Here is a 25,003-nt window from a genome sequence, read left to right as displayed (position 1 = left end):
CAGTCGCCCCCATGCTCGATTGGACTGACAAGCACTGCCGTTATTTTCTTCGACTGTTGTCGAAGCATACCTTGTTATACACCGAGATGGTGACGACCGGTGCCATCATCTACGGTAAAGGCGACTATCTTGGCTTCAACCACGAAGAACACCCAGTCGCGCTTCAACTGGGAGGTTCGGACCCCGTCGCAATGGCTGAGTGCGCGGCTCGTGCGCAAGCGCTGGGTTACGATGAGGTTAACATTAACGTTGGCTGCCCCTCCGACCGTGTTAAAAATGGCAGGTTTGGTGCTTGTTTGATGGCTGAACCAGAGAGTGTGGCGCAGTGTGTCAAAGCGATGCAAGCACAGGTGACGATACCGGTGACTGTGAAATGCCGTATTGGCATCGATGATATGGATGAGTATGAAGATTTATCCCGCTTTATCAACACCGCGGCTGATGCGGGGTGTGACACCTTTATCGTACACGCGCGCAAAGCGTGGTTAAAAGGACTGAGCCCAAAAGAAAATCGCGAAATACCGCCGCTTAATTACCCTCGTGTTTATCAATTGAAAAAAGAGTTTCCGGCATTGTCCATTTCTATCAATGGCGGGATAAAAACCTATGATGATGTGAGTGAGCATCTTCAGCACCTTGATGGCGTGATGGTTGGCAGAGAAGTTTACGCCAATCCTTACTTGCTAGCCTCGGCTGATCAGCACGTTTTTGGCGAGGCGACCCAACCTATCGATCGTGAAACCATTGTGAAGCACATGCACGACTATGCTCAGCGGCAGGTGGCTAATGGTGCCCGAGAATGGCATATCGCGCGACATATGCTGGGATTATTTCAAGGCCAGCCCGGTGGGCGAGTGTGGCGCCGTTATCTTAGTCAAAACGGGACTGGCAAGAACCCTCAGCCGGCGCTTTTGTTAAGGGGGCTTGAAGCGGTTCAAGAAACGGTCAGTCAAATTCGGGTTGCCTAGTAGTCAATTTCACTAAATAGGTGGTCTAATTCACTAACGGGTGGTGTTGATTAAATACCCGCCTGCTAGGTTACGTCGTTACGAAGTCCATAAATATCAATTAAAACAGACGTTTAGTCATTTCCTTCGCGATTGGCACAACAATCGCTATATGGGTTGTATGTCACGGTGAACCATCGCCGATTTAACTCAACAACCTACACAGTAAAAAGGAAATGACCATGAAACTTGCAAATACACTCACCACTATCGCACTTGTTGGTTCAACCATCGTTGCGCCTGCAGCAGTAGCGCAAGAAACGGTATTACAGTCATTAATCACACGGATGATTGATTCGGCGGTTGAAGTCACAGTGACAGAGTTGCACTCACAGGCAGCTCAGTCGGTCGCCAATACAGCGTATCACATGAGCCTGGATTCATTGACCAACACGCCACAGGTTGCACAGTCACGTGCCAAAGTGAAGATAACCTCGCTGGATAGCGACTCTACTGACGCGACTGAATCTACAAAATCAGAATAGTTGAGGAATTTATTATGAACATGTTTTCAAGAATCTCAGATATCGTACAGGCAAACATCAATGCGATGTTAGACAAGGCAGAAAACCCTGAAAAAGTCATTCGGTTGATTATTCAGGAGATGGAAGAAACCTTAGTCGAAATACGGTCTGTGGCCGCCAAGAACCTAGCTGAGCAAAAACACACGGATCGTCAGATCCGCCAGCTTACTCAGGAAGCCGCATCGTGGGAAAACAAAGCGACACTGGCCATTGAGAAAGATAGGGAAGATTTGGCCAGAGCAGCGTTAACCGAAAAGCACAGTGTGATGGCTAAGATAAGCGAACTGGAAGCGGTAAAAGCTCAGTTGGACGGTGTGATTGGCACTATTCAGGAAGACACGGCGAAGCTTCAAGGTAAGTTAGCCGAGGCTAGAGCTAAGCAAAAATCGCTGCTATCTCGTCAGCAGATTGGTGCCGTTCGATTACACGCAAAGCAAGTGGTGAACAGTGATGCTGTGACACATGCTGTGAATCGATTTGACCACTACGAAAGTCGAGTAGAGGCGCTTGAGGCGCAGGTTGATGCTTTTGATGTTGTACCTAGTAATCATGCGCTCACGCAGGAGTTTGCATCGCTCGAAACGAACGACAGTATTGAGTCTGAGTTATCTGCCCTGAAACAAAAGAATGGCAAAGACTCTGCGCCCAAAACCGCGAAACGCAAAGACAAGGCGGCTGCGTAAGCAGTCGCGCTTTCCACTGATTGGAGATCATCATGAAACAGACATTTGATATCAACAGTATTTATAGAAGTAGCCGCGATAAAATGATCACCGGCTTGGCCGGTGGTATCGCACGTCATTTCGGTTTTGAAGCCATTTACGTGCGCGCTGCACTGGTCATAGGTTTGTTTTTCGCCCCAGCGCTTGTTGGGCTATCTTACCTGATTGCTAGCTTACTCATCCAAGAGCGATAGTCATGAAAAAGTTACTACTGGCCGCGTTGATTGCATACTGTGTTGTTTATGGCTTTGATGTGGCAGCGCTAGATACTGTTCACTGGCACCTGGATATTGACAACCTCAGCGGCTCAGCCAGTGATTTTGTGATAAGCGCGATTGTCTTTTTTATTATCGGTGTCGTGGTTGCATCAGTACTGGCGTTATTGTTCGCAACCGGCATCGCAGTGGCTATTTGTATCATGATAGCCGCCGCAGTAAGCGCCGTCGTCGGCCTTGGTGTAAGCCTCGTGATACCGATTACTGTCGGTGCTTTGTTATATTGGTTGTGTCGTAGTAAACCGACGCAAGCTCAGCACTCCACGTACCCTTAACCAAATTTGGGTAGTTATTGAACTTAAGCCTACACTTGGTGGTACTATGGTTAGACCACTTTTGCAAAACAACAGTGTAAGGGAATTATGAAACAGTTTTTAACGCCACGAATTTTGGGTGCGGCAGCCGGGCTTCTCGTGCTGCTTTTTATTTTGATCGGATGGTACTGGAGTATTGAACCCAGTACGTTTGATGTGCGCCAGCATGCGCTTGATGATGCGGTCGCCAATAACGAGCAAGTTGTGCCCGGATACACAGTGACAACGTCGCTTATTGCCGTGGGGGAAACGTTATTGAACAAGCCGGGTGGCTATTTATCTAATGATGTTACTCCGCCTGCATTGTTTATGGACAATATGCCTGCGTGGGAATTCGGGGTGCTGGAAATGATGCGCGACCTCTCGCTGGCGATGCGCAAAGATTTGAGCCGCTCACAATCGCAATCAATGGAAAACCCGATGTTGGTTAAGGCACAACCAAAATTGAACATCGATCATCGCAGTTGGTTAATGCCCGCGTCGGAGTCACAGTATCAAGAAGCGCTGGATTTATTGCGTGAGTATCGTGCTGAGTTAGGCGACCCGACAGCAGACAGAGTTCAGTTTTACACGCGTGCTGATAATCTGCGTGACTGGCTTAAGCAGATTGAAAAGCGCATGGGCAGCCTGTCTCAACGCCTCAGTGCGAGTGTCGGAACTGACCAACTGAATACCGACCTGGCGGGTGATCCTCAAGCACATCAATCCACTCCCACGCGACATGAAACTGAAAATCAAACCAGTTGGTTTAAGCTGGATGATAATTTTTATGAAGCTCGCGGCGCCAGCTGGGCGTTGTTGCACTTTTTGAAAGCTGTTGAGCATGACTTTGCTGATGTGCTTGAAAAGAAAAATGCCACAGTGAGTTTACAGCAGATTATTCGTGAGCTGGAAGCAACGCAGCAAACGGTATGGAGTCCGATGATTTTAAACGGTAGCGGCTTTGGCATGCTAGCAAACCACTCACTGGTGATGGCAAATTATATATCCAGAGCCAATGCCGCTCTTATTGAACTCTCTGAATTACTGAATCAAGGATAAAATTATGCGCATAAATCGAATCATTGGGTGTGCTTTAATGGGGTTGATCGCGACACCGGCTGCTGTAAATGCCGATACGGTGTTGGGCGTGTACGCAGGTGCACAAGGGTGGAATATGGGCACCAGCGGGGGCTTTGCTGATCAGGATGATGTGGTTGATTTTGATTTTGACTCGCAAACCAACGGCGCGTTCTATGTCGCCCTGGAACATGGCGTACCCTTTGTGCCCAATGTGAAGCTAAATCGTACCATTATGGATACTGAGGGCGATTCAACCTTAACGCGTTCGTTTACGTTTGACGGACAGTTGTTTATTGAAAATACGTCGGTCGATACCACGATTGACCTGAACACAACCGACGTCATTTTTTATTATGAATTGTTTGATAATGATTTGGTAAGTATTGACGCCGGGCTAAACGCCAAAGTGGTTGATGGTGATTTGCGCGTTGTCAGCGAACAAACTGCGCAAGAGGGCCGAGCTGATTTTTCTGGTGTCGTGCCCATGATCTACTCGCGGGTGGCCGTTGGATTGCCTTTCACAGGGTTAGGCGCTTACTTCGAAGGCAGCTATTTGAGCTTGGATGACAACGAAGCGCGTGATTTCCAAGCAGCGATTACCTACAGCTTCATTGAAAGCCTAGCCTTGGATATGACCCTGCAACTTGGCTATCGAGACGTGCGCGTGGAGCTGGATGACCTCGATAATACCTATACTGACTTGTCATTTGATGGCGCTTTCGCGGGCATTGAATTTCATTTTTAGAAAAAATTTCAAGCTTTTGTTGATTGGTAAGCTCATTAAGTAATAAAAAATCGTTTTTAATTCTTTCCCGTTTTTAGTCAAACTCGCTAGCCTTATCATCAGAAAACGATAGGTTAGCGAGTCATGACGTCTCAGACACAACAAATTATACACTGGAGTCTACTGTGAATGGTCAACAACCGGGCGTGTTGAGCCCTGAACAATGGAACCTGATCACTCAGGCGATTGCACCCTTGAATCGTGACCAGCTTACGTGGGTAAGCGGCTATTTGGCTGGATTAGCTGCAAATGGTAATGAACAGGCAGGTGCGGCGACTTCAGCGGCAGTCTCAGCGGCAGCCCAGACCTCTACAACCCAAACTTTTACGGTGATGTATGGCACGCAGACAGGCAATGCCAAGGGGATTGCACAGAAACTTCATAGCAGATTAACCGATGCTGGAATTAACGCTGTGTTGGTGAGTATGGCAGATTATAAGCCTCGTCAAATAAAGAATGAGTCGCATTTGGCGCTAGTGGTCAGTACCCATGGTGAAGGCGATGCACCTGATGATGCTATCGAATTTCATGAATTTCTAGCCAGTAAGAAAGCCCCTAAGCTTAATGGGTTAAAGTATTCCGTATTGAGTTTGGGTGATACCAGCTATGAGTTTTTCTGCCAGACCGGTAAGGACTTTGATAAGAGGTTGTCAACCTTGGGTGCAACGGCGCTGGTTGACCGGGTCGATTGCGACGTTGATTATGAAGACGCTGCTCAGGTGTGGTCTGATAATGTTTTTGAGCTTGCCAAGAAAGCGTTGAGTACGTCTGATGCGGCAATCGCGAACGCTGCCGATGTCGTTCCGATCACAGCGTCGGTTAGTGCTGGTGCTCCGGCATACGACAAAAACAACCCGTTTTCAGCGCCGTTACTCACAGTCCAGAAAATTACGGGCAGAGACTCCGTTAAAGACATACAACATATTGAGATTTCGCTTGAAGACTCCGGTTTGACGTATCAACCGGGCGACGCGCTTGGGGTTTGGTTTAAAAACGATGAAGCGGTTATCTCAGAACTGCTCACTCTCACCGGCATAGCGGCCGATACCGTTGTTGAGCTGAAAGGCGAAACACTTGAGATAGCAAAAGCGCTCAAAGAAAAGCTGGAGCTTACGTTGAGCTACCCGGGCTTCGTCAAAGCCTACGCAGCAGCGACAGAATCGACTGCGTTGCAGGAGATTCTATCTGAACCGGCCAAGCTACGAGAATTTTTGGCCGAGCGCCAGATAATTGATGTTGTGCGCGAGTATCCTGCAACATTGACAGCACAGCAACTAACGGATGCGCTGCGTCCGCTCACGCCGAGATTATATTCGATAGCGTCAAGTCAAGCCGAAGTAGAAGATGAGGTTCATCTCACCGTGGCTCACGTTGATTACCAATTTAACGGCGTGCGCCATCAGGGAGGCGCTTCAGGCCACTTGATCACCCGTTTAGAAGAAGGTGATGAAGTGGCGGTGTTTATTGAATCCAACAATCATTTCCGCCTGCCCGCAGACAACAACATGCCAATTATTATGATTGGCCCCGGAACTGGGATCGCGCCATTTAGAGCATTTATGCAGGAGCGCGAGGCAACAGATGCTACAGGTCAATCTTGGCTGTTCTTCGGTAACCCCAACTTCACCCAGGATTTTTTGTACCAAACGGAGTGGCAGGGCTATCTGAAAAGCGGCGTACTCAGCAAAATCAGCTTAGCCTTCTCTCGCGATCAGGCCGAGAAAATTTATGTTCAGGATCGCTTACTGGAATCCGGCGCAGAAGTTTTTGATTGGCTCGAATCAGGCGCGCACATCTATGTTTGTGGTGATGCCATGAAAATGGCTAAAGATGTAGAACAAGCGTTGTTAAGCATTATTCAAACGCATGGTAAGAAAGATGCGTCGGAAGCAAAACAGTATCTAGCGGGTCTACGTAAAGCCAAACGCTACCAGAAGGATGTTTACTAATGAGTGATTCTAAAAATTTAATTGTTGAAGGTAAGCTCGCTGACAATGAGCGCATGAAAGCGCAGAGTAAACATCTTCGCGGTACTATCACAGAAGATTTAGCAGACAACGTAACGGGTGGCTTCACAGCAGATAATTTTCAGCTGATCCGCTTTCACGGTATGTATCAGCAAGACGACCGCGATATTCGCAACGAGCGCACAAAACAAAAACTAGAGCCACTGCACAATGTCATGTTGCGAGCGCGTTTACCAGGTGGCGTTATCAAGCCAGAGCAATGGCTGGTGATCGATAAATTTGCGGCAGATTACTCCTTGTACGGCAGCATTCGCTTAACCACGCGTCAAACATTTCAGTTTCATGGTGTGTTAAAGCCGAACATTAAGAAAATGCACCAAACGCTCAATAAGGCCGGTATTGATTCGATTGCGACGGCAGGCGATGTGAACCGGAATGTGCTGTGTACATCCAATCCTGTTGAGTCGATCGTGCACCAGCAGGCATGGGAATGGGCTGCCAAAATCAGTGAGCATTTATTGCCCAAGACCCGTGCTTATGCAGAAATTTGGCTGGATGGCGAAAAGGTCGAAACGACAGAGGTTGAGCCCATTTTAGGCGACAACTACCTCCCACGTAAATTTAAGACGACCGTGGTGATCCCGCCGCAAAACGATGTTGATGTACACGCCAATGACCTGAATTTTGTGGCAATCGCCAAAGCGGGAAAACTGGTTGGTTTTAATGTGCTTGTCGGCGGTGGTTTAGCCATGACGCATGGGGACACCAGCACGTTTCCGCGCAAGGCCGATGACTTTGGCTTTATCCCACTGGAGCATACCCTAGCGGTGGCAGAAGCTGTGGTATCAACACAGCGTGACTGGGGTAATCGCGTCAATCGAAAGAATGCGAAAACGAAGTACACGCTTGAGCGAGTGGGAGTAGACACCTTCAAACAGGAAGTTGAAAAGCGTGCTGGCATTACATTTGCGCCTAGTGAAGCTTACGAGTTTACTGGGCGTGGCGATCGTTTCGGCTGGGTAGAAGGTATTGATGGCAAGCATCACCTGACAGTGTTTATTGAAAATGGTCGGATCCTCGATTACCCAGAGAAATCGCTCAAGACTGGCTGTGCTGAAATCGCCAAGATCCATAAGGGCGATTTCCGCATGACCGCCAATCAAAACCTGATTATTGCCGGCGTCGCGGCTGACGATAAAGCTGAAATTGAAGCGTTAGCGGTGAAACATGGTTTGATCCAACCGGATACGAGTCACCAGCGCAAAGACTCGATGGCATGTGTTTCGTTGCCGACGTGCCCACTTGCGATGGCAGAAGCAGAGCGTTATCTGCCCTCCGCCGTCTCGGAGCTGGAACAAATCCTCCAGAAGCACCAGATTGCCGACGAGAGCATTATTTACCGTGTTACTGGCTGTCCTAATGGATGTGGTCGTGCCATGCTGGCCGAGGTCGGTCTGGTAGGTAAAGGTCCGGGCAAGTACAATTTTTACATCGGTGGAAATCGTGAAGGAACTCGGATACCACGCCTTTACCAAGAGAATGTCAGTCATGAAGATATCATGCGTTCATTGGATGAATTAATTGGTCAGTGGGCCAAAGAGCGCCAATCGAATGAAGCCTTTGGTGACTTTGTAATCCGTGCTGGCATTGTCAATCCGGTGGTGAATTCCGCCAAGGATTTTTATGAGTAGCCTAAGCGCATTGGGCGCCCAGCCAGTCAGTGATTTGCCGGCTCTTTCACTGGATGCCAGTGACGACCATATCGCGCAGGTTAATGAACTGCTCGAGCGGATGACGGCACAGCAACGCATTGAATGGGCGCTTCATTCGCTTCCCAGAAATGCGATTGTGTCGAGCAGTTTCGGCGCGCAGTCAGCGGTGATGTTGCACCTGTTGACTCAAGCGCAACCCGATATTCCTGTCGTGCTCACCGATACTGGCTATTTGTTTGAGAAAACTTATCAGTTTATTGATGAGTTGGTTGAGCGGTTAAACATAAACTTAAAGGTGTATTCCTCAGGCCTTTCGCCGGCGTGGCAAGAAGCGCGTTTTGGTAAGCTTTGGGAGAAGGGGATTGAAGGCATTGAGCAATACAATAAGATGAACAAGGTTGAACCGATGCAGCGCGCGCTCAGTGAGCTGGATGCAGGAACATGGTTTGCCGGTTTGCGTCGTTCTCAATCCGATAGTCGCGAGAAGCTGCCGGTTTTACAACGCGTGAGAGGGCAGTTTAAAGTGTATCCCATCATCGATTGGACCAACAAGGATCTGCATGTGTATCTAAAGGAACATGATCTTCCCTACCACCCATTGTGGGAAGAAGGTTATGTATCAATTGGCGATTGGCACACCACACAAAGTTTGCAAGAGGGGATGTCTGAGCAGGACACACGTTTCTTCGGCCTCAAACGTGAATGCGGCTTGCATGAGTTTGGTGACGGCATATAGATTGATTTCAGTTGTCGCTTGCGTGGTGCGACACAACTTCAAAGGCATTTCCGAGCAGACTCAGTAGGGCATCTAAGTAAGTGGGCTTAGGGTGCCTACTGGCTAGCCGATACAGCTCGCTGCCAACACTGGTAAACTTGTAATACACTAAGGCGGTGCCGCGCTTACGCGGCGCAATTTCAAAACGGTTATCGCCACAACGCCAGTATTCGCGGCGCTCAGTGTCCAGCTCGCCGGTTTCAATCTCACTGGCAAAGATCAACCCCATATCAATCAGCGAGAGAATATCCGGATAGGTCAATCCAAACTGCGCAAGGTTGAGGTGCGTTTGCTGTGAAGGTCGTAACCAGTTCAAAAACGAAGCTCGCTGATAATAGCCAACCAATAGCCTTGGCGTACTTTCCTGCTTGCGGCGACAGGCTAAACTGGCAGCTTTATTGAAAATCTTGGCATCGCGTTGAGTAATCTGTGTCAAAAGGTGCAATGTGCGCAGTGAAAAACTACCGGGTTGTGTTATTTCTACGGCGGCAATTTTTCCCCACAACGATTGCATTGCGGGTGAATGAATATCCTCGGCCAAACGAGAAAAGGTAAAAAACCAGTCGGGATCAACTTGCTCGCTGGGCTCACTATCGATATTCACTTCCATCGCGATATCTAATATTCGCTGCAAGTTGCGTAACTTATTCGATGCTAAAATGTGCTCACGGCGGCTGGTTTGCTTAGCTAACGCAACAACATCCAGTGTGTCGTCATTAGGTTGGATACCGATTTGCGCGAACCAGCGCAATAAGGCGCCACGCGCTTTTTTATGGCGCTCGGGGCGCACGGTATTTTTGACTTCAACCTTGGCTGGCGTTTCGGTGGGACGCACCGTTTTGGTTTTCGATGTCTTATCGATTGGCACGATCGAATGTTGTGGATCAATTTTCATTGTATTGTTACACCGTTATTTTGTGCGCCAGAGAGGTTTGCAATTATTCAATATAGGTTTAGGATAACGTAACTTATCTACAATTAATAAAAGTTTGAATGGTCCCCAGCGATTACGACAACGATGAACTTATCTTCCAGGATGAAGACGCCCCGGGCGAAGGTGATGAAGAGCATTACCGCGTATGGAATATTTTAATTGTCGATGATGATGAAGAAATCCATACGGTGACTCGCCTCGCGCTCTCTGACTTGATTGTTAGCGATAGAAAGCTGAACTTTTTACATGCGTACACTGGTGCTCAGGCCTTAGAAGTACTCGAAGAACACAAACGCGATATTGCGATTATCTTACTTGATGTCGTGATGGAAACTGATGACGCAGGCCTCAACGTCGTCAAGCACATGCGAGAGCAAATGCATCTACTGGAGCCTCGTATCATCCTGCGTACCGGTCAGCCAGGTTATGCACCTGAAGAACAGGTGATCAAAACCTATGACATCAATGATTATAAGACGAAAACTGAACTGACCCGCGGCAAGCTAATGACCGCAGTCATCGCATCAATCCGCTCGTATCAACAACTCCGCACAATCAACCAAAGCCGGATTGGTCTGCAAAAAATCATTCAGTCTGCCGCTAATTTACTCGAAGAGCACTCTGTAAAAGGGTATTGCGAAGGGATCGTGACTCAGATCACCTCACTCATTGGGTTAGAGGCGGAAGGTGTTGTGTGTGCGCGTGCCGGTTCGGTGCTGGACAAAGAAGACGATGAAGGTGTTTACATCTTGGGGGCTGCGGGTGAATTTGCCTCCTATATCAACGAACGCGTTGAGCAAATCCATAATCCAGTGATTGTGGAGCACATCAATCGTTGCTTAAAATTTCAAAAGCATGTGTTTGAACACAGTTTTTCTGTGCTGTACATCAATAGCTCGGGGTTCGAAGCTGCTGTGTATGTCAATATGCGCCACGAACTCAGTGAACTTGATCGGCAATTGCTGGAGATTTTCCTTTCCAGTGTCTCGGTGGGTTATGAAAACGTTAATCTATTTCATCAGTTGCGTAACGCTGCATTCAGAGACTGGTTAACTCGCCTGCCTAATCGTAACGAATTTATCAACATGCTAGACCGGCCACACCAAATAGAAAGCACCTCGGGTGTTACCATGGCACTGGTGGATATCAATCACTTCTCAGATATTAATGATGGCTTGGGCCAGGAAGCCGGTAATGAAGTCCTCAGTGCCGTCAGTAATCGTTTGTTAGAAGCGTTTGGCCCTGACGTGAAAAAAGGCCGGATTGGTGCGGATGTATTTGGTCTTATTGGTGAGCAATCTATCGTTAATCCAGAAAAAATTAACGCGGTATTTGAATCGTCTTTTATCGCAGGCGATCACACGCTCCCTATCAATGTAACGATTGGTCTGACACGGCTGACCGGTGAGCGAAATAAAGGCACGATAATTCTCAAACAATCCAATATTGCGCTCAATCGTGCGAAGAAAAACCTGACCGACAATTACGAATTTTTTGCGCCCGAGATTGAGGAAAAAACCACGTGGCGCTTAAGTATGATCAGGCGTTTACGTACTGATTTTGCTGATCGCAAATTGCAACTATGGTTTCAACCGCAGGTAGACCTGATCAGCGAAAAAGTGGTTGGAATGGAAGGGCTGTTACGCTGGCCAGACAGCGACGGCTCATATATATCGCCAGCAGTGTTTGTGCCACTTGCGGAATATTCGGGTTTAATTGTGGATATAGGCCAGTGGGTGCTGGAAGAGTCTTGCGCGCGTATCCGCCAACTTAAGGATGCGGGTTATGGGCACCTACGCGTCGCTGTGAACATATCGATCCCCCAATTTAGAGATCGCTTTTTTGTCGATAAGGTCAAAGGGGCTATCGAAAAAAATGGGATAGACCCGACGTTGTTGGAATTAGAAATCACTGAAAGCGTGGTAATGGATGAACCACAGATAGTGATTGATGCACTGCGCGCACTCAAAGAATATGGCGTTGCTATTGCCATCGATGATTTTGGTACTGGCTTTTCATCGATGAGCTATCTGCAACAGCTACCGCTGGACAGATTAAAGGTAGACCGCTCTTTTGTCAGTGATATTCAGCCCGGCTCGAACGCATTCATTGCTGAAACCATAGTGACTCTTGGCAACAAATTGGGCCTGTCGACCATTGCAGAGGGTGTTGAAAAACGAGAACAAGCCAGTTATATGCTGAAGTTGGGCTGCGATGAGGCGCAGGGCTACCTGTTTGCCAGACCCATGCCATTTGATCAACTCATGATATTTTTGGATGATGCAAATTCCTAGAAAAAAACCAAGATTGTCATATTAGTGTCACAAAACTGTGATCGATATTGCAATCTTGTTGGCTATCGGCTATTATCTAACCTAATTGGTCAGAAACTCCAGATTCATGTTGTTCTCGAGATACCTCTGGCCCTAAGGAGGTAACAATGCGTAAATCTTTAGTGATTTTATCTATGGCTTTATTGTCAGGTGTTGCGCATGCGGAGTCGTTAAAGCCTCAGCTATTCGATTGTATGGATGCAAAAACTTTCGAAGTGAACAGCCAGTGTATGACAACCAATATTGGTGAAAACACTGCGTTTAAAGAAGTACAACAGCAAATTGTGCTTGGTGCTGAAGACAATACAAACAATGCAATGGCAACGGTATCTTATTATCCGAAGCTTCGTCTTATCGAAGTGGTCGCACATAGAGATGCAACCTACGCCAGTAACCATTCGTTAGTCGTTGATAACGCTAACTAGAGTTAACATTAAAGCAAGAGTTAGCCCGGTACATATCCGGGCTTTTTTAATCCTAAAAAACCCTATTCAGACCGTTCAGGGCTGCAACCCGATAAGCCTCTGCCATGGTGGGATAGTTAAACGTGTTATTAACAAAATAGTCGATGGTATTGCCACCGTCTTTTTGCTGCATAATGGCTTGCCCGATATGCACAATTTCTGAAGCGCGCTCGCCAAAACAATGTATTCCAAGCACTTCTTTAGTTTCTCGGTGAAACAATATTTTAAGACTGCCAACCAGCGTTGATGCAATCTGGGCGCGGGCGAGATGCTTAAATTGCGCTCTGCCGACTTCATAGGGAACCTTCATTTGCGTGAGTTCCTGTTCGGTTTTTCCCACTGAGCTGATTTCTGGGATCGTGTAGATGCCTGTGGGAATATCCTCGATAAGGCTCGCATGACTCACACCGTTAAGCATTGCCTCAGCAGCAAACCGGCCTTGGTTGTAAGCTGCGGATGCCAAGCTAGGATAACCGATCACGTCACCAACGGCGAAAACGTTCTCTACCTCAGTGCAATAATGTTCGTCAACTTTCAACTGGCCGCGTGAGTCTGCTTTAAGGCCTATATTCTCAAGCTTCAGCATATCAGTATTGCCGGTTCTACCGTTTGCAAACAGCAGACAGTCTGCTTTCATTCGTTTGCCGGACTCAAGATTCAGGATCACATAATCGTCATGGGTTTCGACTGAGCTGTAGGTTTCGTTGTGGCGAATAACAACGCCATTGTTCCACAAATGGTAACTCAGTGAATCTGACACTTCAGCATCCAAAAAGGATAATAGGCGTTCACGCATATTCACTAAGTCGACTTTAACGCCCATGCCACGAAAGATAGAAGCGTACTCGGTGCCAATTACGCCAGCACCGTAGATAATAATGGTTTTGGGATCGTGCTTCATCGACAGAATACTGTCTGAATGGTACACCCTAGGGTGGTCAAAATTGATATCGGCAGGTGTGTAAGGGCGAGAACCTGTCGCAATAGCCACCTGTGCCGTTGTAATCTTATCCACAGAGCCGTCAGCTTTTTTGACCTCAAGCGTATGCGCATCAATGAAGCTTGCTTCGCCGTGGATCAGTGTGACGCGGTTGCGCATATAGAATGACGAACGCAACTGAGATTGTTTGCGGATCACGCCACTGGCGTGCTGCATGATGTCGGCAAACGTCAGTGTTTGAATGGTGTTTTCGTTAAATAATGGCGTGCTATTATATTCAACTAATCGGCTCACTGAGTGGCGGAGTGATTTTGATGGGATCGTGCCCCAATGCGTACAACCACCTCCGACTGACTCGTAGCGCTCGATGACTGCGACTTTTTTGCCCGCTTTTGCCAGTTGCATGGCAACACCTTCGCCACCGGGGCCGGTTCCGATAACAACAGCATCAAATTGGTAAACAGTGGCGGCGGTTTTTTTCGAACTCATGGCTATCTCAGCAAATGTATCCAGCGTTCAGTTTACCAAGGATATTGAAATTAAAAAGGTTATTCGCCGAATGAATGAATTTACCTTGAAGCTTGAGGGCTTGCCGAATGGCGCTCCGATGTGAGCTTAAGTAGGTCTTTCGGCATGGTTAATGTAAACGAGGTACCGCCATCATGAGTGTTAACCGTAATCCGACCTTTCATCACTTTGGTCACCCATTGATACACGAGATAAAGACCTAACCCAGTATGCCCAGCGCCTCGCCCGCTTGTTACGAAAGGGTCAAATAGAATGGGTTTAACACCCTCATCAATCCCGCATCCATCGTCAATAACCGTCACTGATATCTTGTCTTCTTTCTCAATAACCCGTACCGTTACATTCCCTGAGCGAGCCTCTGGAAAGGCATGTTCAACCGTATTCATGATCAAGTTTTGTAAAATCTGCGATAGCGTACCCGCCATGGAGCGCATGCTTGCAGAGTCTGCGATGTCAATGTGTAGCTTTATCCCTCGCTTTCGTAGCAACGGATTTATCGTAGTAGCCAAATCATGGACAACCTGTTTGACCGAAAACCAACTGGGTTCATCACTATTGCGTTCAATGGCTAAGCGTTTAAAGCTCGTGACTAAATCAGCGCTTCGCTGAAGGTTTCGCATCGCCAACGCAACGCCTTCTTTCTGGCGCTTTATGAATGTATCCATTTGCTTATGAGTGAGTCCTTGGCTGAGGTCGGATTCAAGCGCTTGCGTGTCAGCATCAACACAGGAAATAGCCATAATGGCGCCACCAATTGGGGTGTTGAGTTCATGCGCGACGCCCGCGACTGTCATTCCCAGAGCCGACAACTTTTTACTCTCAACCAGCTCATCCTGCATCACGCGTTGTTCACGCAGCGCTTTACGCAGGCTTTGTGCTTTCTCACGCAATTTATTGTCGGTTCTGAGTAGACGTTGGCGATACCTGAGTTCTTTTTGCCATATGGCTAGGCTAACGATTAGGAAAGCTACGGTGATAAGAGCGCTTGGAATAAATGCGCCGAACGCAAGCGCAAGAATTTGTTGCCTGTCTGTAGAAGCTAAAATGAAAAGATGGTCATCAGAACGCTTCTCATCCAGTGGGTTAAAGTCTACGGTGAGCCCATTGATCAGGTTTGAGTATCCGTCATATTGAATGGGTTTCTCGATGTTATCGGGACTGAGCTGTCGGATGTCGTCAACCGTAAGGGCGGATAAGATAGGATCTGTAAAACGTGTCTGTTGCCACTCGGTAGCGGGTTCGTTGTGCAGCACCCACTGCCCAAAACTATTGAACGCATACAAAGTCGCCATATCAGTAGACAACGCCCGCATGCTATCCAAAACATATCCCACCAGATAGTTAACCACCAAAACATAACGTTCGCCATTGCCAAACGTGATCGGGATAACGGCACGTACCGTTGGTTGAACCGGTACGACGATTTCCCCAAACTCACGGTTGAGATCCAACGGCGATATGTATATCTCATTTGCACTCAAACTGGAGCCAGCCCGCGCATAGTATCGGTTAGACTTGTCCTGCAGGTCGTCACCGGAAAGCGCTTGCGCGCCCTGTTCGTCAACCACAACTTTGATCACTTCCACACCATCCAGCGTTAACAATCTTAATTGCAGCAAATTGGGCACAATTGCCGCAAGTTCCAGAAATTGCTGGTTCATGGTGTCAATAGAGGCAGCGTCAACGTGGGGGTAGTGCCGGTTTTCAATTAAGCCTCGAATGATCATTACGCTATTACGTATATCGCCCAAACTCACGTCTATCTGACTTCGTGCTGTGCCAAGCAATCGATCATGCTCAGCCTGAATGGTGGTTAACTGTTTATTCCACAAAATCAAGAAAACCAGTAAGCCAATAATAAAGCCGATGGTAATGAGGCTAATCTGGAGTCCAAACCCAGAACGACGCTTTAATAGTGAGTGAGTCGTCATCGCGTGGGAGCCTAAGGTGATACGCTTCGGGTATCAGTGATTTGTGTTGCCATCACGCTAAGCAATTCGTTCAGTAATGCCCGTACCTTTCGGTGTAACTGTTTGGATGAAAACTGATTGCCAACATCGTCAGGAATTGATTCAATCTCGCTAGCGATTATGCTCAGAGCGGGCGAATGAACGCTGGCACTGAGTTGCATTAAATCCGAAACGATACGATCGCGGCCTTGTTTAAAAGACTCCTTGTGCTGTAAGGTCGCGAGTAGCGCCTTTACACGCTCACTGTGTGTCTCAAAAAATGCCGAATGAAAATCTTGTTGCTGGTAGGCAGTAGTGCGTATCGCATCGCGTAAGCTAAACAACAACGTATCGCTACCAGAAGATCGCGTGTATACGGGCAACCATCGTGCGATACGCTGGCCGAGAGTATGTTTATCAACATGGTGATGTAAACAATCACAAACCTCGGGGATGATTGGCTCATGTGACCGCGATTGTTCACTGAGAAACATTAATACCGGCTGCTGAACATGGGCTAGTTGCCTGAGTTCATCATTGTTGCAGTTTGCTAACTTGCCGTGTGTGGCAATAATAAGCGCCACTGCAGAACTCGTCACTGGCGATGATAGGACTGAAAACGAATTGGCAGTGATCACCGAGTATTCCATCGCACTGAGACGCTGGATTAAGTTGCTTGGCTGATCGACATCGTTGCTCACAATCAGCAGCGTTGGGTTTTCGCGCTCGCTGACCTTCTCACACGGTTCAAGACTTACCGGCCGATTAACGACATAAAAGTTCACATCAATGTGTACAGTAAGCACATTGCGTTCGAGTGACACATTCAGAGTTGTGCGTATTTGCTTCGCTAAACGAATCACATGGTCGCTAGCAAACAACGCGTCGAGCTCAGCCTGTGCACGTTGAAGTGCGATGTCGGCCTCTGGTGCAATGAAATGTAGCGAGAAACGCGTATCGAGCCGATGCGCAGTGGCTTTAATGAGGCCACAGCTCACGATGAGCTTGTTAATGGTATCCTGCGTAAGTGCGGTATCGACAATGCGTAATATGAATTCTCGCAATGTACGCTGATAACCATTCACCCACTTCTGCGTGGGCAGCGGTTCGCACGGGCAAACGAGCGTTAAATGCTTGCGGTCGAATCGGGTTTCGACGGTATCTGCTAGTACAGACAGAAAGTCAGTTAAGTCGAAGTCTTCACGCTGGCATATCTCATTATGTGGAACTGATGCTGTGGGCGTGACGTCACGAAGCTGGTGTTGGATGTCAGTAAGCATCCCGACCGATGAGCGAATCGATGCCATCACCGCTGGTTGATCAGAATATAACGTCGTTAGCCGCTCAAGAACGGCATCAACTTGTTGTGATAAAGCGTCTTTTTCATACTGATGCTTGGCAATGTTTTGCTGTGCGGATTCAATAGCGATTTTGAGACCGTGCTGATTTCGTTCACGCTCTTTCAGTGCTGCCCACGTTCGTGTCTGGCTGCATAGCACCGAATACAGCTTATCGTTTTGAAGCTCAGACTTATTCCAATATTCATCAACGTCACACTCTACCATGAGTCGTCGTGGCGCAATTCCGGGCTCGCCGGTGAGCATCACCATACGCATTGCGTCGTCATGTAGCGTGTGGCGAACATATTGAATGAAACGCAAACCAGCGGTGTCGTCTTCCATGACCATATCCACCAGAGCGACACTGATGTCACTGCGGTCAAGCACCATCGCACAAGCCTGCTCGCAGCTGTTTGCTGTTAATACGACGACCGGTCGATGGCGAATTTTCATGTGCTCAATGGTATACACCAGACTGGCTTGATAGTCGGGGTTATCTTCAACACTCAGGACAACCCAGGGGGCTTGATTCACATCGTTATTATTCATAGTGTCAGGCAGACTGCTCATCGGAGGTGTGTAAACAGATAGATCGGCAAGGCAATTCATGTGTGTGCCAAAACCTTCATATCATTCTACGCGGATACTAAACCACAGGACTAAAAATAACCTTGCATTTCATGCATTTCTAGCAATTTATTTATTTCAAAGAAAACTACCGGAACCAACGCATTAGCAGTAGACTCAAAACACGTGAAAGATTCCACGCATTCAGTATGTTTTGAGAATTTACGAAGGATTGTCATGTCTAAATCGAAAGATCATTTACCGCTTGTGAGGCTGGAGTTACTACGGCCTTTTTGTGATGCACTCGAAGAGCAACAAATTAACTGGCGCGCGATGATCCGGGAATTTGGGTTTAAAGAAAATTTACTCGCCGAGTGTGAGCATCTTTTTGTGCCAGCGATCCCTGCCTTTGATCTGTTTCTAGAACGTGCTGCGATAGCAACCCATGATAATTTTTTTGCCGCTAAAGTGGCGCAGAGAGTCAACTTTACTGATATACCTTCGTTTGCAGAGCCCTTTTACGCAGCAACATCGTTGGGAGAACTGCTCGTCCAGCTATCGCGTAACGTTCGGCAGTTAGCGACGACTATGTCGGTTCAGGTAAGCATGCAAACCGATACAGCGAAAATCACCCTTGAACGTACTTATCAGCCGAGAATAAAGCCACGTCAAAAAGACGCTTTCACACTCACCTGCCTGCTCCGCTTGCTGCAATTTGGCAGTCAGGAACCTGCGGGTAACCGTCTCATGAAAATTGGTGTTAGTGACCCTGAGGTCGTGTCCAATGAATTCGCTGACACAATGATGACACGATCGCCCGCCAACCAGCTGTATATCGAATTTCCAAGTCAGTGGTTGCTCCGGTCATTACCACCCGTTTGCCGAGCGTCGTTCGCTCAGGAGCGAGAACATATTTCGATGGCCCCAAGCGGATTTCTTGATTCGTTGCGCTATGTTCTGGCTGAATGTGCTGACATGCAAAAGCTCGATAGCGACTACATTGTCGCGTTCACCGATCATTCACTGCAATCAGTACAGATTGCATTACGTCAATTGAAAACGTCGTTGTCTGAGGAAATTATGCGCGCCAAAATGAATCGGGCAGTAGCAACATTGGCTGCCGGCGTCTCGGTGACCGAAACGGCAAGTCGTTGCGGTTACAAAAATGCGACTAGCTTCTCGCGGGCGTTTAAAGGGTGGTTTGGTTTTTCACCAAAAGATCATCGAAAAGACTTTGCCAAAAATCGCTTATCGTCACCAGAACGCTTGCACGCAACAGGCGGTAGTTAGCCGCCAGTGCGTAAAAGCTTGTGCGCAGATCATCATGCGGGCAGGGCTGGAAGCTCAATGCGAGTGGTTAAATGATACAGTTTGAGCCACTTAGCTTTTTGCAATTCAACGGCCTGTTGAAGCTCTTTATACTTAAAGTCCAGCTCTAATCGTTCGAAGCTACGCTTGAGATACTTCTTGCGTACATTCATCATGCGTTTTTTGGTCGCGTAATAATCTGACATTTTTTGCATCAACAAATCGTATTCAAGTTGTACTTTCTGGATAACTTCTTCTGCGTTAGGTAAATCGGACAGCTTTGCGGTTGCCGTGTCCAATTGCATCTTCGCTTTCGCTTTCTCAATGCGCTCTTCTGGCGTTCGACGTAAATCCCAGGTCAAGCCGATAAATGACAACCCTCGAATAAGCCATTTTGTCGGATCATACTGCCACCAACGTATCCCATTCCGGTAATCATATTCGAAAATATGGTGGTAGTTATGATATCCCTCACCAAAAGTAAACAGGGCAACAACCCCATTATCACGCGCCGAATTGGCGTCGGTGTAAGGTTGCTTGCCCCAGACGTGCGCCAACGAGTTGATGAAAAACGTAACATGGTGCACAGCGACCAGCCTGAATACTCCCGCGAGTAGCACCATGCCCAGAATGTTGCCATTCAACCAACCCAGAAAGGCAGTAATACCAAAGTTAGCAGCCAATACAATCCAAATATAGTGATTGTGTTGCCACATCACGACTTTGTCTTTTTGCAGGTCGCGGCAATTCTCATAATTATCATAGCGGTGCGCCTGATATTCTCTCAGCATCCAGCCCATGTGCGAAAACCAAAAGCCGCGTTTGGCGGAATAAGGGTCTTTGTCGTTCACGTCGACGTGCCGGTGATGCACACGGTGATCAGACGCCCAGTGTAAAATACTATTTTGCACTGCCATTGCACCGCCAATCGCCAGAATAACCTTCACAATAGGGTTAGCTTGATAGGTTTTATGCGACCACAACCGGTGGTATCCGGCAGTGATAGACATGCCGGTAAAGAAAAACAAAACAAGGGTTGTGGCTATCTCAACCGCACTGAAGCCAACCGTAAAAGCCCAAATGGGAACGGCAATAAACGCAATGGCGCTCGTAATGGCAAACACCAGAATGTTTAATAGTATAAAAGGTGGTTTTTTCATTAGACTCTATTTGAGCGTACAATTGTAAGCTGATTTTACGGTTTTCCACCTCATTGGCAAGGTCATTCGACGTAAAAATGGGTTGGTTGTTGGGCGTATTTTAGTGACAATGGCCAATGCAATAAGTTCAGAGGTAGTGAGCGTGGCGCTTAACAGGCAAGAGCAAAAACAAAAAACCCGACAAAATATTATTAATGCTGCATTTCATTTACTGGATGAAAACAAAAGTTTGTCCGCCATGAGTCTACGTGAGGTTGCCAGAGAAGCCGGTATAGCGCCAACATCGTTTTATCGTCATTTTAAAGACATTGATGAACTTGGTTTAACTCTGGTTGATGAAGCCGGACTTGCGTTACGGCAACTTATGCGTCAGGCACGCCGTCGCATCGCTTCAGGTGGTGGTGTGATTGATACTTCAGTGAATACCTTTATGGAATTTATTGCGGCGAACACCAACGTATTCAGACTGCTATTGCGTGAACATACGGGCACATCACCGGCATTTCGCACGGCGGTGCAGCGGGAAATACAGCATTTTGTTGAAGAACTCACGGACTACATCATTGAAGTTCAGAGCGTGCAGCATCAAACCGCCTATCTGCAAGCCGAGGCAATGGTCAAATTGGTGTTCAGTGCCGGCGCAGAAGCACTAGAGGCCGACCCGGAGCTGAAAGCGGCTATTGGTACACGTGTCAAACAACAATTACGCTTTATCCAGATTGGCGCAACGGCTAATTAACACTGTCTCTTCCTACGGCTTTTTGATCAATAAAACACCACTTTCAACGTGGTGAGTAAAAGGGAATTGGTCGAACAGCGCGAACCGCTCAATTCGATGGGTTTGAGTGAGCGTTTGCAGATTGTCGTAGAGCGTTTCAGGATTGCACGAAATATATAAGATGGCATCAAATGCTTTAACCATGTTCAAGGTATCATTGTCTAAACCACTACGAGGGGGATCGACCAAGGCGGTAGTCAGTTTATAACGCGTTAAATCGATGCCTTTGAGCCGATTAAATTCACGATCACCGCGCATCGCTGAGGTAAATTCTTCTGCCGACAGTCTGACAATTCGAACATTGTCGATTTGGTTTTCCTGAATATTGTAGTGCGCAGCTTCAACAGAGGGTTTTGCTATCTCTGTGCCAATCACATTATTAAAGTGTGGTGCTAGCGGAATGCTAAAATTTCCTGCGCCACAGTAAAACTCGACGAGATCGCCTTCTAAACCTTGGCTACAGTCGATCGCCCACTCTATCATTTTACAATTTACCTGCGCATTCGGCTGGGTAAAACTATTTTCAATGTGCTTGAAGACATAGTGCTGGCCGTTTATCGGTAGCCGTTCAATGACAAAGTCGTTGCCGATGATGTGTTTCTGTTTTTTTGCCCGGCCAATAATACTGACTTCTCGATGGGCGCCAAGCCGCTGTTTGAGTGTTGTTGCAGCTTCAACCCACTGCTCGTCTAATTGGCGGTGATACAATAAACTGATGACAACTTCGCCAGAAAGCGCAGTCAAATAGTCTATTTGAAACAGCTTCCGCCTTAACACATCATGTGGTCTTATCTGTGCAATCACGTCGCCCATTAATTTGTTGATGGTTTCGCTGGCGGGTTCGAACTGGTCAACGCGGATTTTCTGTTTTGTGTTTTGGTCGAACATTATGTGGTACAAGTCATCACCATCGTGCCAGACCCTAAACTCAGCGCGCATCCGGTAATGTTTGGCAGCAGAAGGAAATATTTCTAACGCGGGTGGTCCATAACAGGCGAAGCGCGTGTTCAACCGCTCGACCTTCTCACTAAGTTGTTGTTCGTAGGTGTTTTCAGCCTCAGCCATCACGCGTCATCTTTGCTCCATTTAAAAGCTGCATTGTAACCTGTAAGACATTCTCGCGCAGTATTTTCAAATAGCGCTAAACTTAATTTGAACTTCGCCGATAAAGTTGCTGAGGATAGTGAGGTAAAAATTATGAATTTTGGCGAAATCAAGGCGTTTATGGGCGACCAGCCGCAAGCTGCGAAGCCAAGTACCGCAATCAATAAGCAGTTGCAGGCTGAAGGTTTACAGCAGGCAGCTGATTTTCAGGCGAAGCAAGTTGCACAGAACAATGCATCGAGTATCAGTGTTATTAGCTCGCAAACAACGGTCGGGCTGAAAATATACAGTAGCTCAATGCAGCAAAATGTCACGATCGATGGTGAGCGTGACGCTGGGGCTAAGAAGGTAGACAAGAGTAAGCCAGCATCACTGTTTGATTTCGAGAAAGTCGCAGAAAATGTGATGCGCTTTGTCGGCGGTGTGATCAAAGGCGCTGCATCTAGCGGTGCTGATGAAGCAAAATTGGCATCTTTGTTTGAACAGGCAAAAAGTGGTGTGGCGAAAGGTATCGCCATGGCGGAACGTGATATTGGTAGCTTCATGAATGAAGAAATCAAAGAAGGAATTACGCGCAGCCGCTCACTCATTGGCGAACAAATAGGTCGGTTAGAGCAAAACCTGTTAGGTAAGCCGCAGCAAAACAGTGATCAGGTCCAGAATGTAGCGTCGCTTCAGGCTAGCTATTCTCAAGAAAGTAGTGGCGAACTGACCATACGGACAAAAGACGGCGACGAAGTTTCGCTTCAATTCGTTGACCTTCGTCAGGCATCATTTTCGACGCAATCATTTCAAAATCAGCTATTGAATAACCCAGCAGGAGATGCTTCGGAGCAAGCCCAACCTCGTGGTTCGGACAGCAATGACACCGCAGAAGGCGAGAATACCAGTGCGAGTCAACGCAGCAACGCACAGACACTTGAGTTCTCAGGTTTTCGAGTGACAGTATCAGGCGAGCTTGATCAGAATGAACTTACTGCGATCGGTAACTTGGTTGCTGACGCCACCGATTTAGCCGATACATTTTACCGAGGTGACATTGAAACCGCTTTCAATCAAGCCTTGGAGCTAGGCTACGATAAGCAAGAGTTGGTCGGTTACGCTTTGCAACTGAATCGCATTGAAAAAGCAGAGGTCGTGAAGGCCTACGGTTATGTGCAGCATTTCAATGAACAATCAGCCTCATCAAGCGAGCAGGAAAAGTCGGTTAAGCCAGTGGCTCAATATTTGGATAAGATGTTGGCGGTTCTTGAACAGTCACGTCAAACGCTCAGCAGTCAAGATGACTACAATACCTTGATGAATGGCATCGTTAATGAAATGAAAGATGTTCAAGTGCCGGATTTGGTTCAGGCGATTAACCGCTTCCATTCATTTAACCAGCAACTGATTGAAGGTCTCCCGAAATCGGCGCCGCCGGTTCAACCTGTTCAACCGAACGAGCCGATAACGAACTGATGGCTCTATGTCATAGCATTAAAAAAGGGGATCTGCGCGATCCCCTTTTCACTCATTGGGCTGGCAATTAGTGCGCGACCTTATCCTTAGCATGACGCACTTTTAATGTCCTATCCTGAAATACGGAATCATTTAACGTTGTAATCGCTTTGTCGACATCACTGGAAATGACTTCTACAAATCCGTAGCCCTTGCGCTTCCCAGTGCGCTTATCCTTCATTAAGCGCACCGACTGTACGTTTGTGTGATCTTGAAAATACGCTTTCACTGCTTCCTCATTCGCTCTATAAGGAAGGTTACCCACATAGAGAGTGGTAATATCACCATCGGGTTCTTCAACTGAATTTGTTCTCGCGCCGGCGTTGCTCTGCGCGGTAACGGAAAACTGCGCAGCCAGTGCTGGGACGATCATCCCAGAAACGAATATACTCACAGAAACAGCAATAGCCGACGTCAGTGTAATATTTAAAAGTGTGATGATGGCGTAACTAATGATAGCCAGTAAAATAGAAACAATACTGCAGTGTAAAAATTTAACGTTCATAGCTTTACCTTGTTTTTATTATGAATGTTTAGATAAAAGGCAATTAGTAGTCTACTCAAGTCGTATGCATAAGCCAATTTAATTGACAAGGTGTTCAAAATTTTGACGCTTAAATGTTAAAAAGTGAGCGTTAATAGCCAAAAGGCGCTTAAAGACGTAAAAAGTTAAAAAAACCGTTGACGTTGAATAATTCATACGTACAATGCGCACCTCGCTTCGGGGGGAAACATTTATACTGAAGCGAACAGCGTCAAGGCAGCAAATTAGTTTGCTAACTTTTTAAAAAAGACCCTTGACACTGCGAATAAACAGCGTATTATTCGCGTCCCGCTTGAGGAGAGTCGCTAAGACGCTTCAAGCAGCAAGGTTGATATCGGCTCACTAAGAGTTTTGATAAACCGCCTTGCGAAGTAAGGTAGGCACCAGCTCCTAAAGAGTACTGTTAGCCCGCCTT

Annotated in this window: 22 protein-coding genes; 15 read left to right on the top strand and 7 right to left on the bottom strand. The window is 47.3% G+C overall.

Features of this window, described 5'->3' with window-relative positions:
- The first annotated feature begins 11 nt into the window (after positions 1-11).
- From dusA to KIU71_RS05485, 10 genes are all read left to right on the top strand, one after another.
- Positions 12-968, top strand: a complete 957-nt coding sequence (dusA, locus tag KIU71_RS05530) for a tRNA dihydrouridine(20/20a) synthase DusA (RefSeq protein ID WP_214130597.1) — start codon at positions 12-14, stop codon at positions 966-968.
- 221 nt (positions 969-1,189) lie between these two features.
- A complete protein-coding gene (locus tag KIU71_RS05525) occupies positions 1,190-1,492 on the top strand; it encodes a hypothetical protein (protein ID WP_214130197.1) in 303 nt (100 codons plus the stop codon).
- A gap of 14 nt (positions 1,493-1,506) precedes the next feature.
- Positions 1,507-2,214: a phage shock protein PspA gene (pspA, locus tag KIU71_RS05520; protein WP_214130196.1), complete on the top strand. Its 708-nt coding sequence runs from the start codon at positions 1,507-1,509 to the stop codon at positions 2,212-2,214.
- 32 nt (positions 2,215-2,246) lie between these two features.
- A complete protein-coding gene (locus KIU71_RS05515; protein ID WP_214130195.1) occupies positions 2,247-2,447 on the top strand; it encodes a PspC domain-containing protein in 201 nt (66 codons plus the stop codon).
- Between the two features lie 2 nt (positions 2,448-2,449).
- Complete coding sequence (locus tag KIU71_RS05510; RefSeq protein WP_214130194.1) at positions 2,450-2,803, top strand: hypothetical protein; 354 nt, start codon at positions 2,450-2,452, stop codon at positions 2,801-2,803.
- Between the two features lie 87 nt (positions 2,804-2,890).
- Positions 2,891-3,883, top strand: coding sequence for a DUF2333 family protein (locus KIU71_RS05505; protein WP_214130193.1), 993 nt, complete (start codon positions 2,891-2,893; stop codon positions 3,881-3,883).
- 4 nt (positions 3,884-3,887) lie between these two features.
- Positions 3,888-4,649: a TIGR04219 family outer membrane beta-barrel protein gene (locus tag KIU71_RS05500; protein ID WP_390881796.1), complete on the top strand. Its 762-nt coding sequence runs from the start codon at positions 3,888-3,890 to the stop codon at positions 4,647-4,649.
- Between the two features lie 164 nt (positions 4,650-4,813).
- Positions 4,814-6,637, top strand: a complete 1,824-nt coding sequence (locus tag KIU71_RS05495) for an assimilatory sulfite reductase (NADPH) flavoprotein subunit (protein ID WP_315853247.1) — start codon at positions 4,814-4,816, stop codon at positions 6,635-6,637.
- Complete coding sequence (gene cysI, locus KIU71_RS05490) at positions 6,637-8,346, top strand: assimilatory sulfite reductase (NADPH) hemoprotein subunit (protein WP_214130192.1); 1,710 nt, start codon at positions 6,637-6,639, stop codon at positions 8,344-8,346. The genes KIU71_RS05495 and cysI overlap by 1 nt, the downstream gene beginning before the upstream one ends.
- Positions 8,339-9,103, top strand: a complete 765-nt coding sequence (locus tag KIU71_RS05485; RefSeq protein WP_214130191.1) for a phosphoadenylyl-sulfate reductase — start codon at positions 8,339-8,341, stop codon at positions 9,101-9,103. The genes cysI and KIU71_RS05485 overlap by 8 nt, the downstream gene beginning before the upstream one ends.
- Before the next feature lie 7 nt (positions 9,104-9,110).
- Here KIU71_RS05485 and KIU71_RS05480 read toward each other — a convergent pair whose 3' ends face one another.
- Positions 9,111-10,037 (bottom strand): TIGR03899 family protein, encoded by a 927-nt coding sequence (locus KIU71_RS05480; protein ID WP_214130190.1) that lies wholly within the window; start codon positions 10,035-10,037, stop codon positions 9,111-9,113.
- A gap of 98 nt (positions 10,038-10,135) precedes the next feature.
- Here KIU71_RS05480 and KIU71_RS05475 point away from each other — a divergent pair, with 98 nt between their 5' ends.
- Both KIU71_RS05475 and KIU71_RS05470 read left to right on the top strand, forming a co-directional pair.
- Positions 10,136-12,370: a bifunctional diguanylate cyclase/phosphodiesterase gene (locus tag KIU71_RS05475; RefSeq protein ID WP_214130189.1), complete on the top strand. Its 2,235-nt coding sequence runs from the start codon at positions 10,136-10,138 to the stop codon at positions 12,368-12,370.
- Between the two features lie 146 nt (positions 12,371-12,516).
- A complete protein-coding gene (locus tag KIU71_RS05470; protein ID WP_214130188.1) occupies positions 12,517-12,834 on the top strand; it encodes a pyridine nucleotide transhydrogenase in 318 nt (105 codons plus the stop codon).
- A 52-nt stretch (positions 12,835-12,886) separates the two neighbouring features.
- Here KIU71_RS05470 and sthA read toward each other — a convergent pair whose 3' ends face one another.
- The 3 genes from sthA to KIU71_RS05455 form a co-directional block, all read right to left on the bottom strand.
- A complete protein-coding gene (gene sthA, locus KIU71_RS05465) occupies positions 12,887-14,302 on the bottom strand; it encodes a Si-specific NAD(P)(+) transhydrogenase (protein WP_214130187.1) in 1,416 nt (471 codons plus the stop codon).
- Between the two features lie 80 nt (positions 14,303-14,382).
- Complete coding sequence (locus KIU71_RS05460; protein ID WP_214130186.1) at positions 14,383-16,272, bottom strand: sensor histidine kinase; 1,890 nt, start codon at positions 16,270-16,272, stop codon at positions 14,383-14,385.
- A gap of 11 nt (positions 16,273-16,283) precedes the next feature.
- The gene (locus KIU71_RS05455; protein ID WP_214130185.1) at positions 16,284-18,179 is read right to left on the bottom strand and encodes a response regulator; all 1,896 of its coding nucleotides are present in this window, start codon (positions 18,177-18,179) and stop codon (positions 16,284-16,286) included.
- 255 nt (positions 18,180-18,434) lie between these two features.
- On the opposite strand from KIU71_RS05455, the gene KIU71_RS05450 reads away from it, so the two are divergent.
- On the top strand, positions 18,435-19,487 hold the full coding sequence (locus tag KIU71_RS05450; protein WP_214130184.1) for a helix-turn-helix transcriptional regulator: 1,053 nt from the start codon (positions 18,435-18,437) through the stop codon (positions 19,485-19,487).
- Between the two features lie 32 nt (positions 19,488-19,519).
- On the opposite strand, the gene KIU71_RS05445 is transcribed toward KIU71_RS05450, so the two are convergent.
- Positions 19,520-20,665, bottom strand: a complete 1,146-nt coding sequence (locus tag KIU71_RS05445; RefSeq protein ID WP_214130183.1) for an acyl-CoA desaturase — start codon at positions 20,663-20,665, stop codon at positions 19,520-19,522.
- 142 nt (positions 20,666-20,807) lie between these two features.
- Here KIU71_RS05445 and fabR point away from each other — a divergent pair, with 142 nt between their 5' ends.
- On the top strand, positions 20,808-21,404 hold the full coding sequence (gene fabR, locus KIU71_RS05440) for an HTH-type transcriptional repressor FabR (protein ID WP_315853246.1): 597 nt from the start codon (positions 20,808-20,810) through the stop codon (positions 21,402-21,404).
- Positions 21,405-21,416: 12 nt separating this feature from the next.
- Here the strand turns inward: fabR and trmA are convergent, their stop codons facing one another.
- The gene (trmA, locus tag KIU71_RS05435) at positions 21,417-22,511 is read right to left on the bottom strand and encodes a tRNA (uridine(54)-C5)-methyltransferase TrmA (RefSeq protein WP_390881790.1); all 1,095 of its coding nucleotides are present in this window, start codon (positions 22,509-22,511) and stop codon (positions 21,417-21,419) included.
- Positions 22,512-22,640: 129 nt separating this feature from the next.
- Between trmA and KIU71_RS05430 the strand changes: the two genes are divergently transcribed.
- Complete coding sequence (locus KIU71_RS05430) at positions 22,641-24,005, top strand: DUF5610 domain-containing protein (protein WP_214130180.1); 1,365 nt, start codon at positions 22,641-22,643, stop codon at positions 24,003-24,005.
- A 67-nt stretch (positions 24,006-24,072) separates the two neighbouring features.
- Here the strand turns inward: KIU71_RS05430 and KIU71_RS05425 are convergent, their stop codons facing one another.
- The gene (locus KIU71_RS05425) at positions 24,073-24,549 is read right to left on the bottom strand and encodes an RNA recognition motif domain-containing protein (protein WP_214130179.1); all 477 of its coding nucleotides are present in this window, start codon (positions 24,547-24,549) and stop codon (positions 24,073-24,075) included.
- Between the last annotated feature and the right edge of the window lie 454 nt (positions 24,550-25,003).

The sequence above is a fragment of the Alteromonas oceanisediminis genome, from assembly GCF_018474025.1.
Taxonomy (GTDB): Bacteria; Pseudomonadota; Gammaproteobacteria; order Enterobacterales; family Alteromonadaceae; genus Alteromonas_E; species Alteromonas_E oceanisediminis.
The sequence above is the reverse complement of the archived record's forward strand: the minus strand, read 5'-3'. Positions and strand labels throughout refer to the sequence as shown.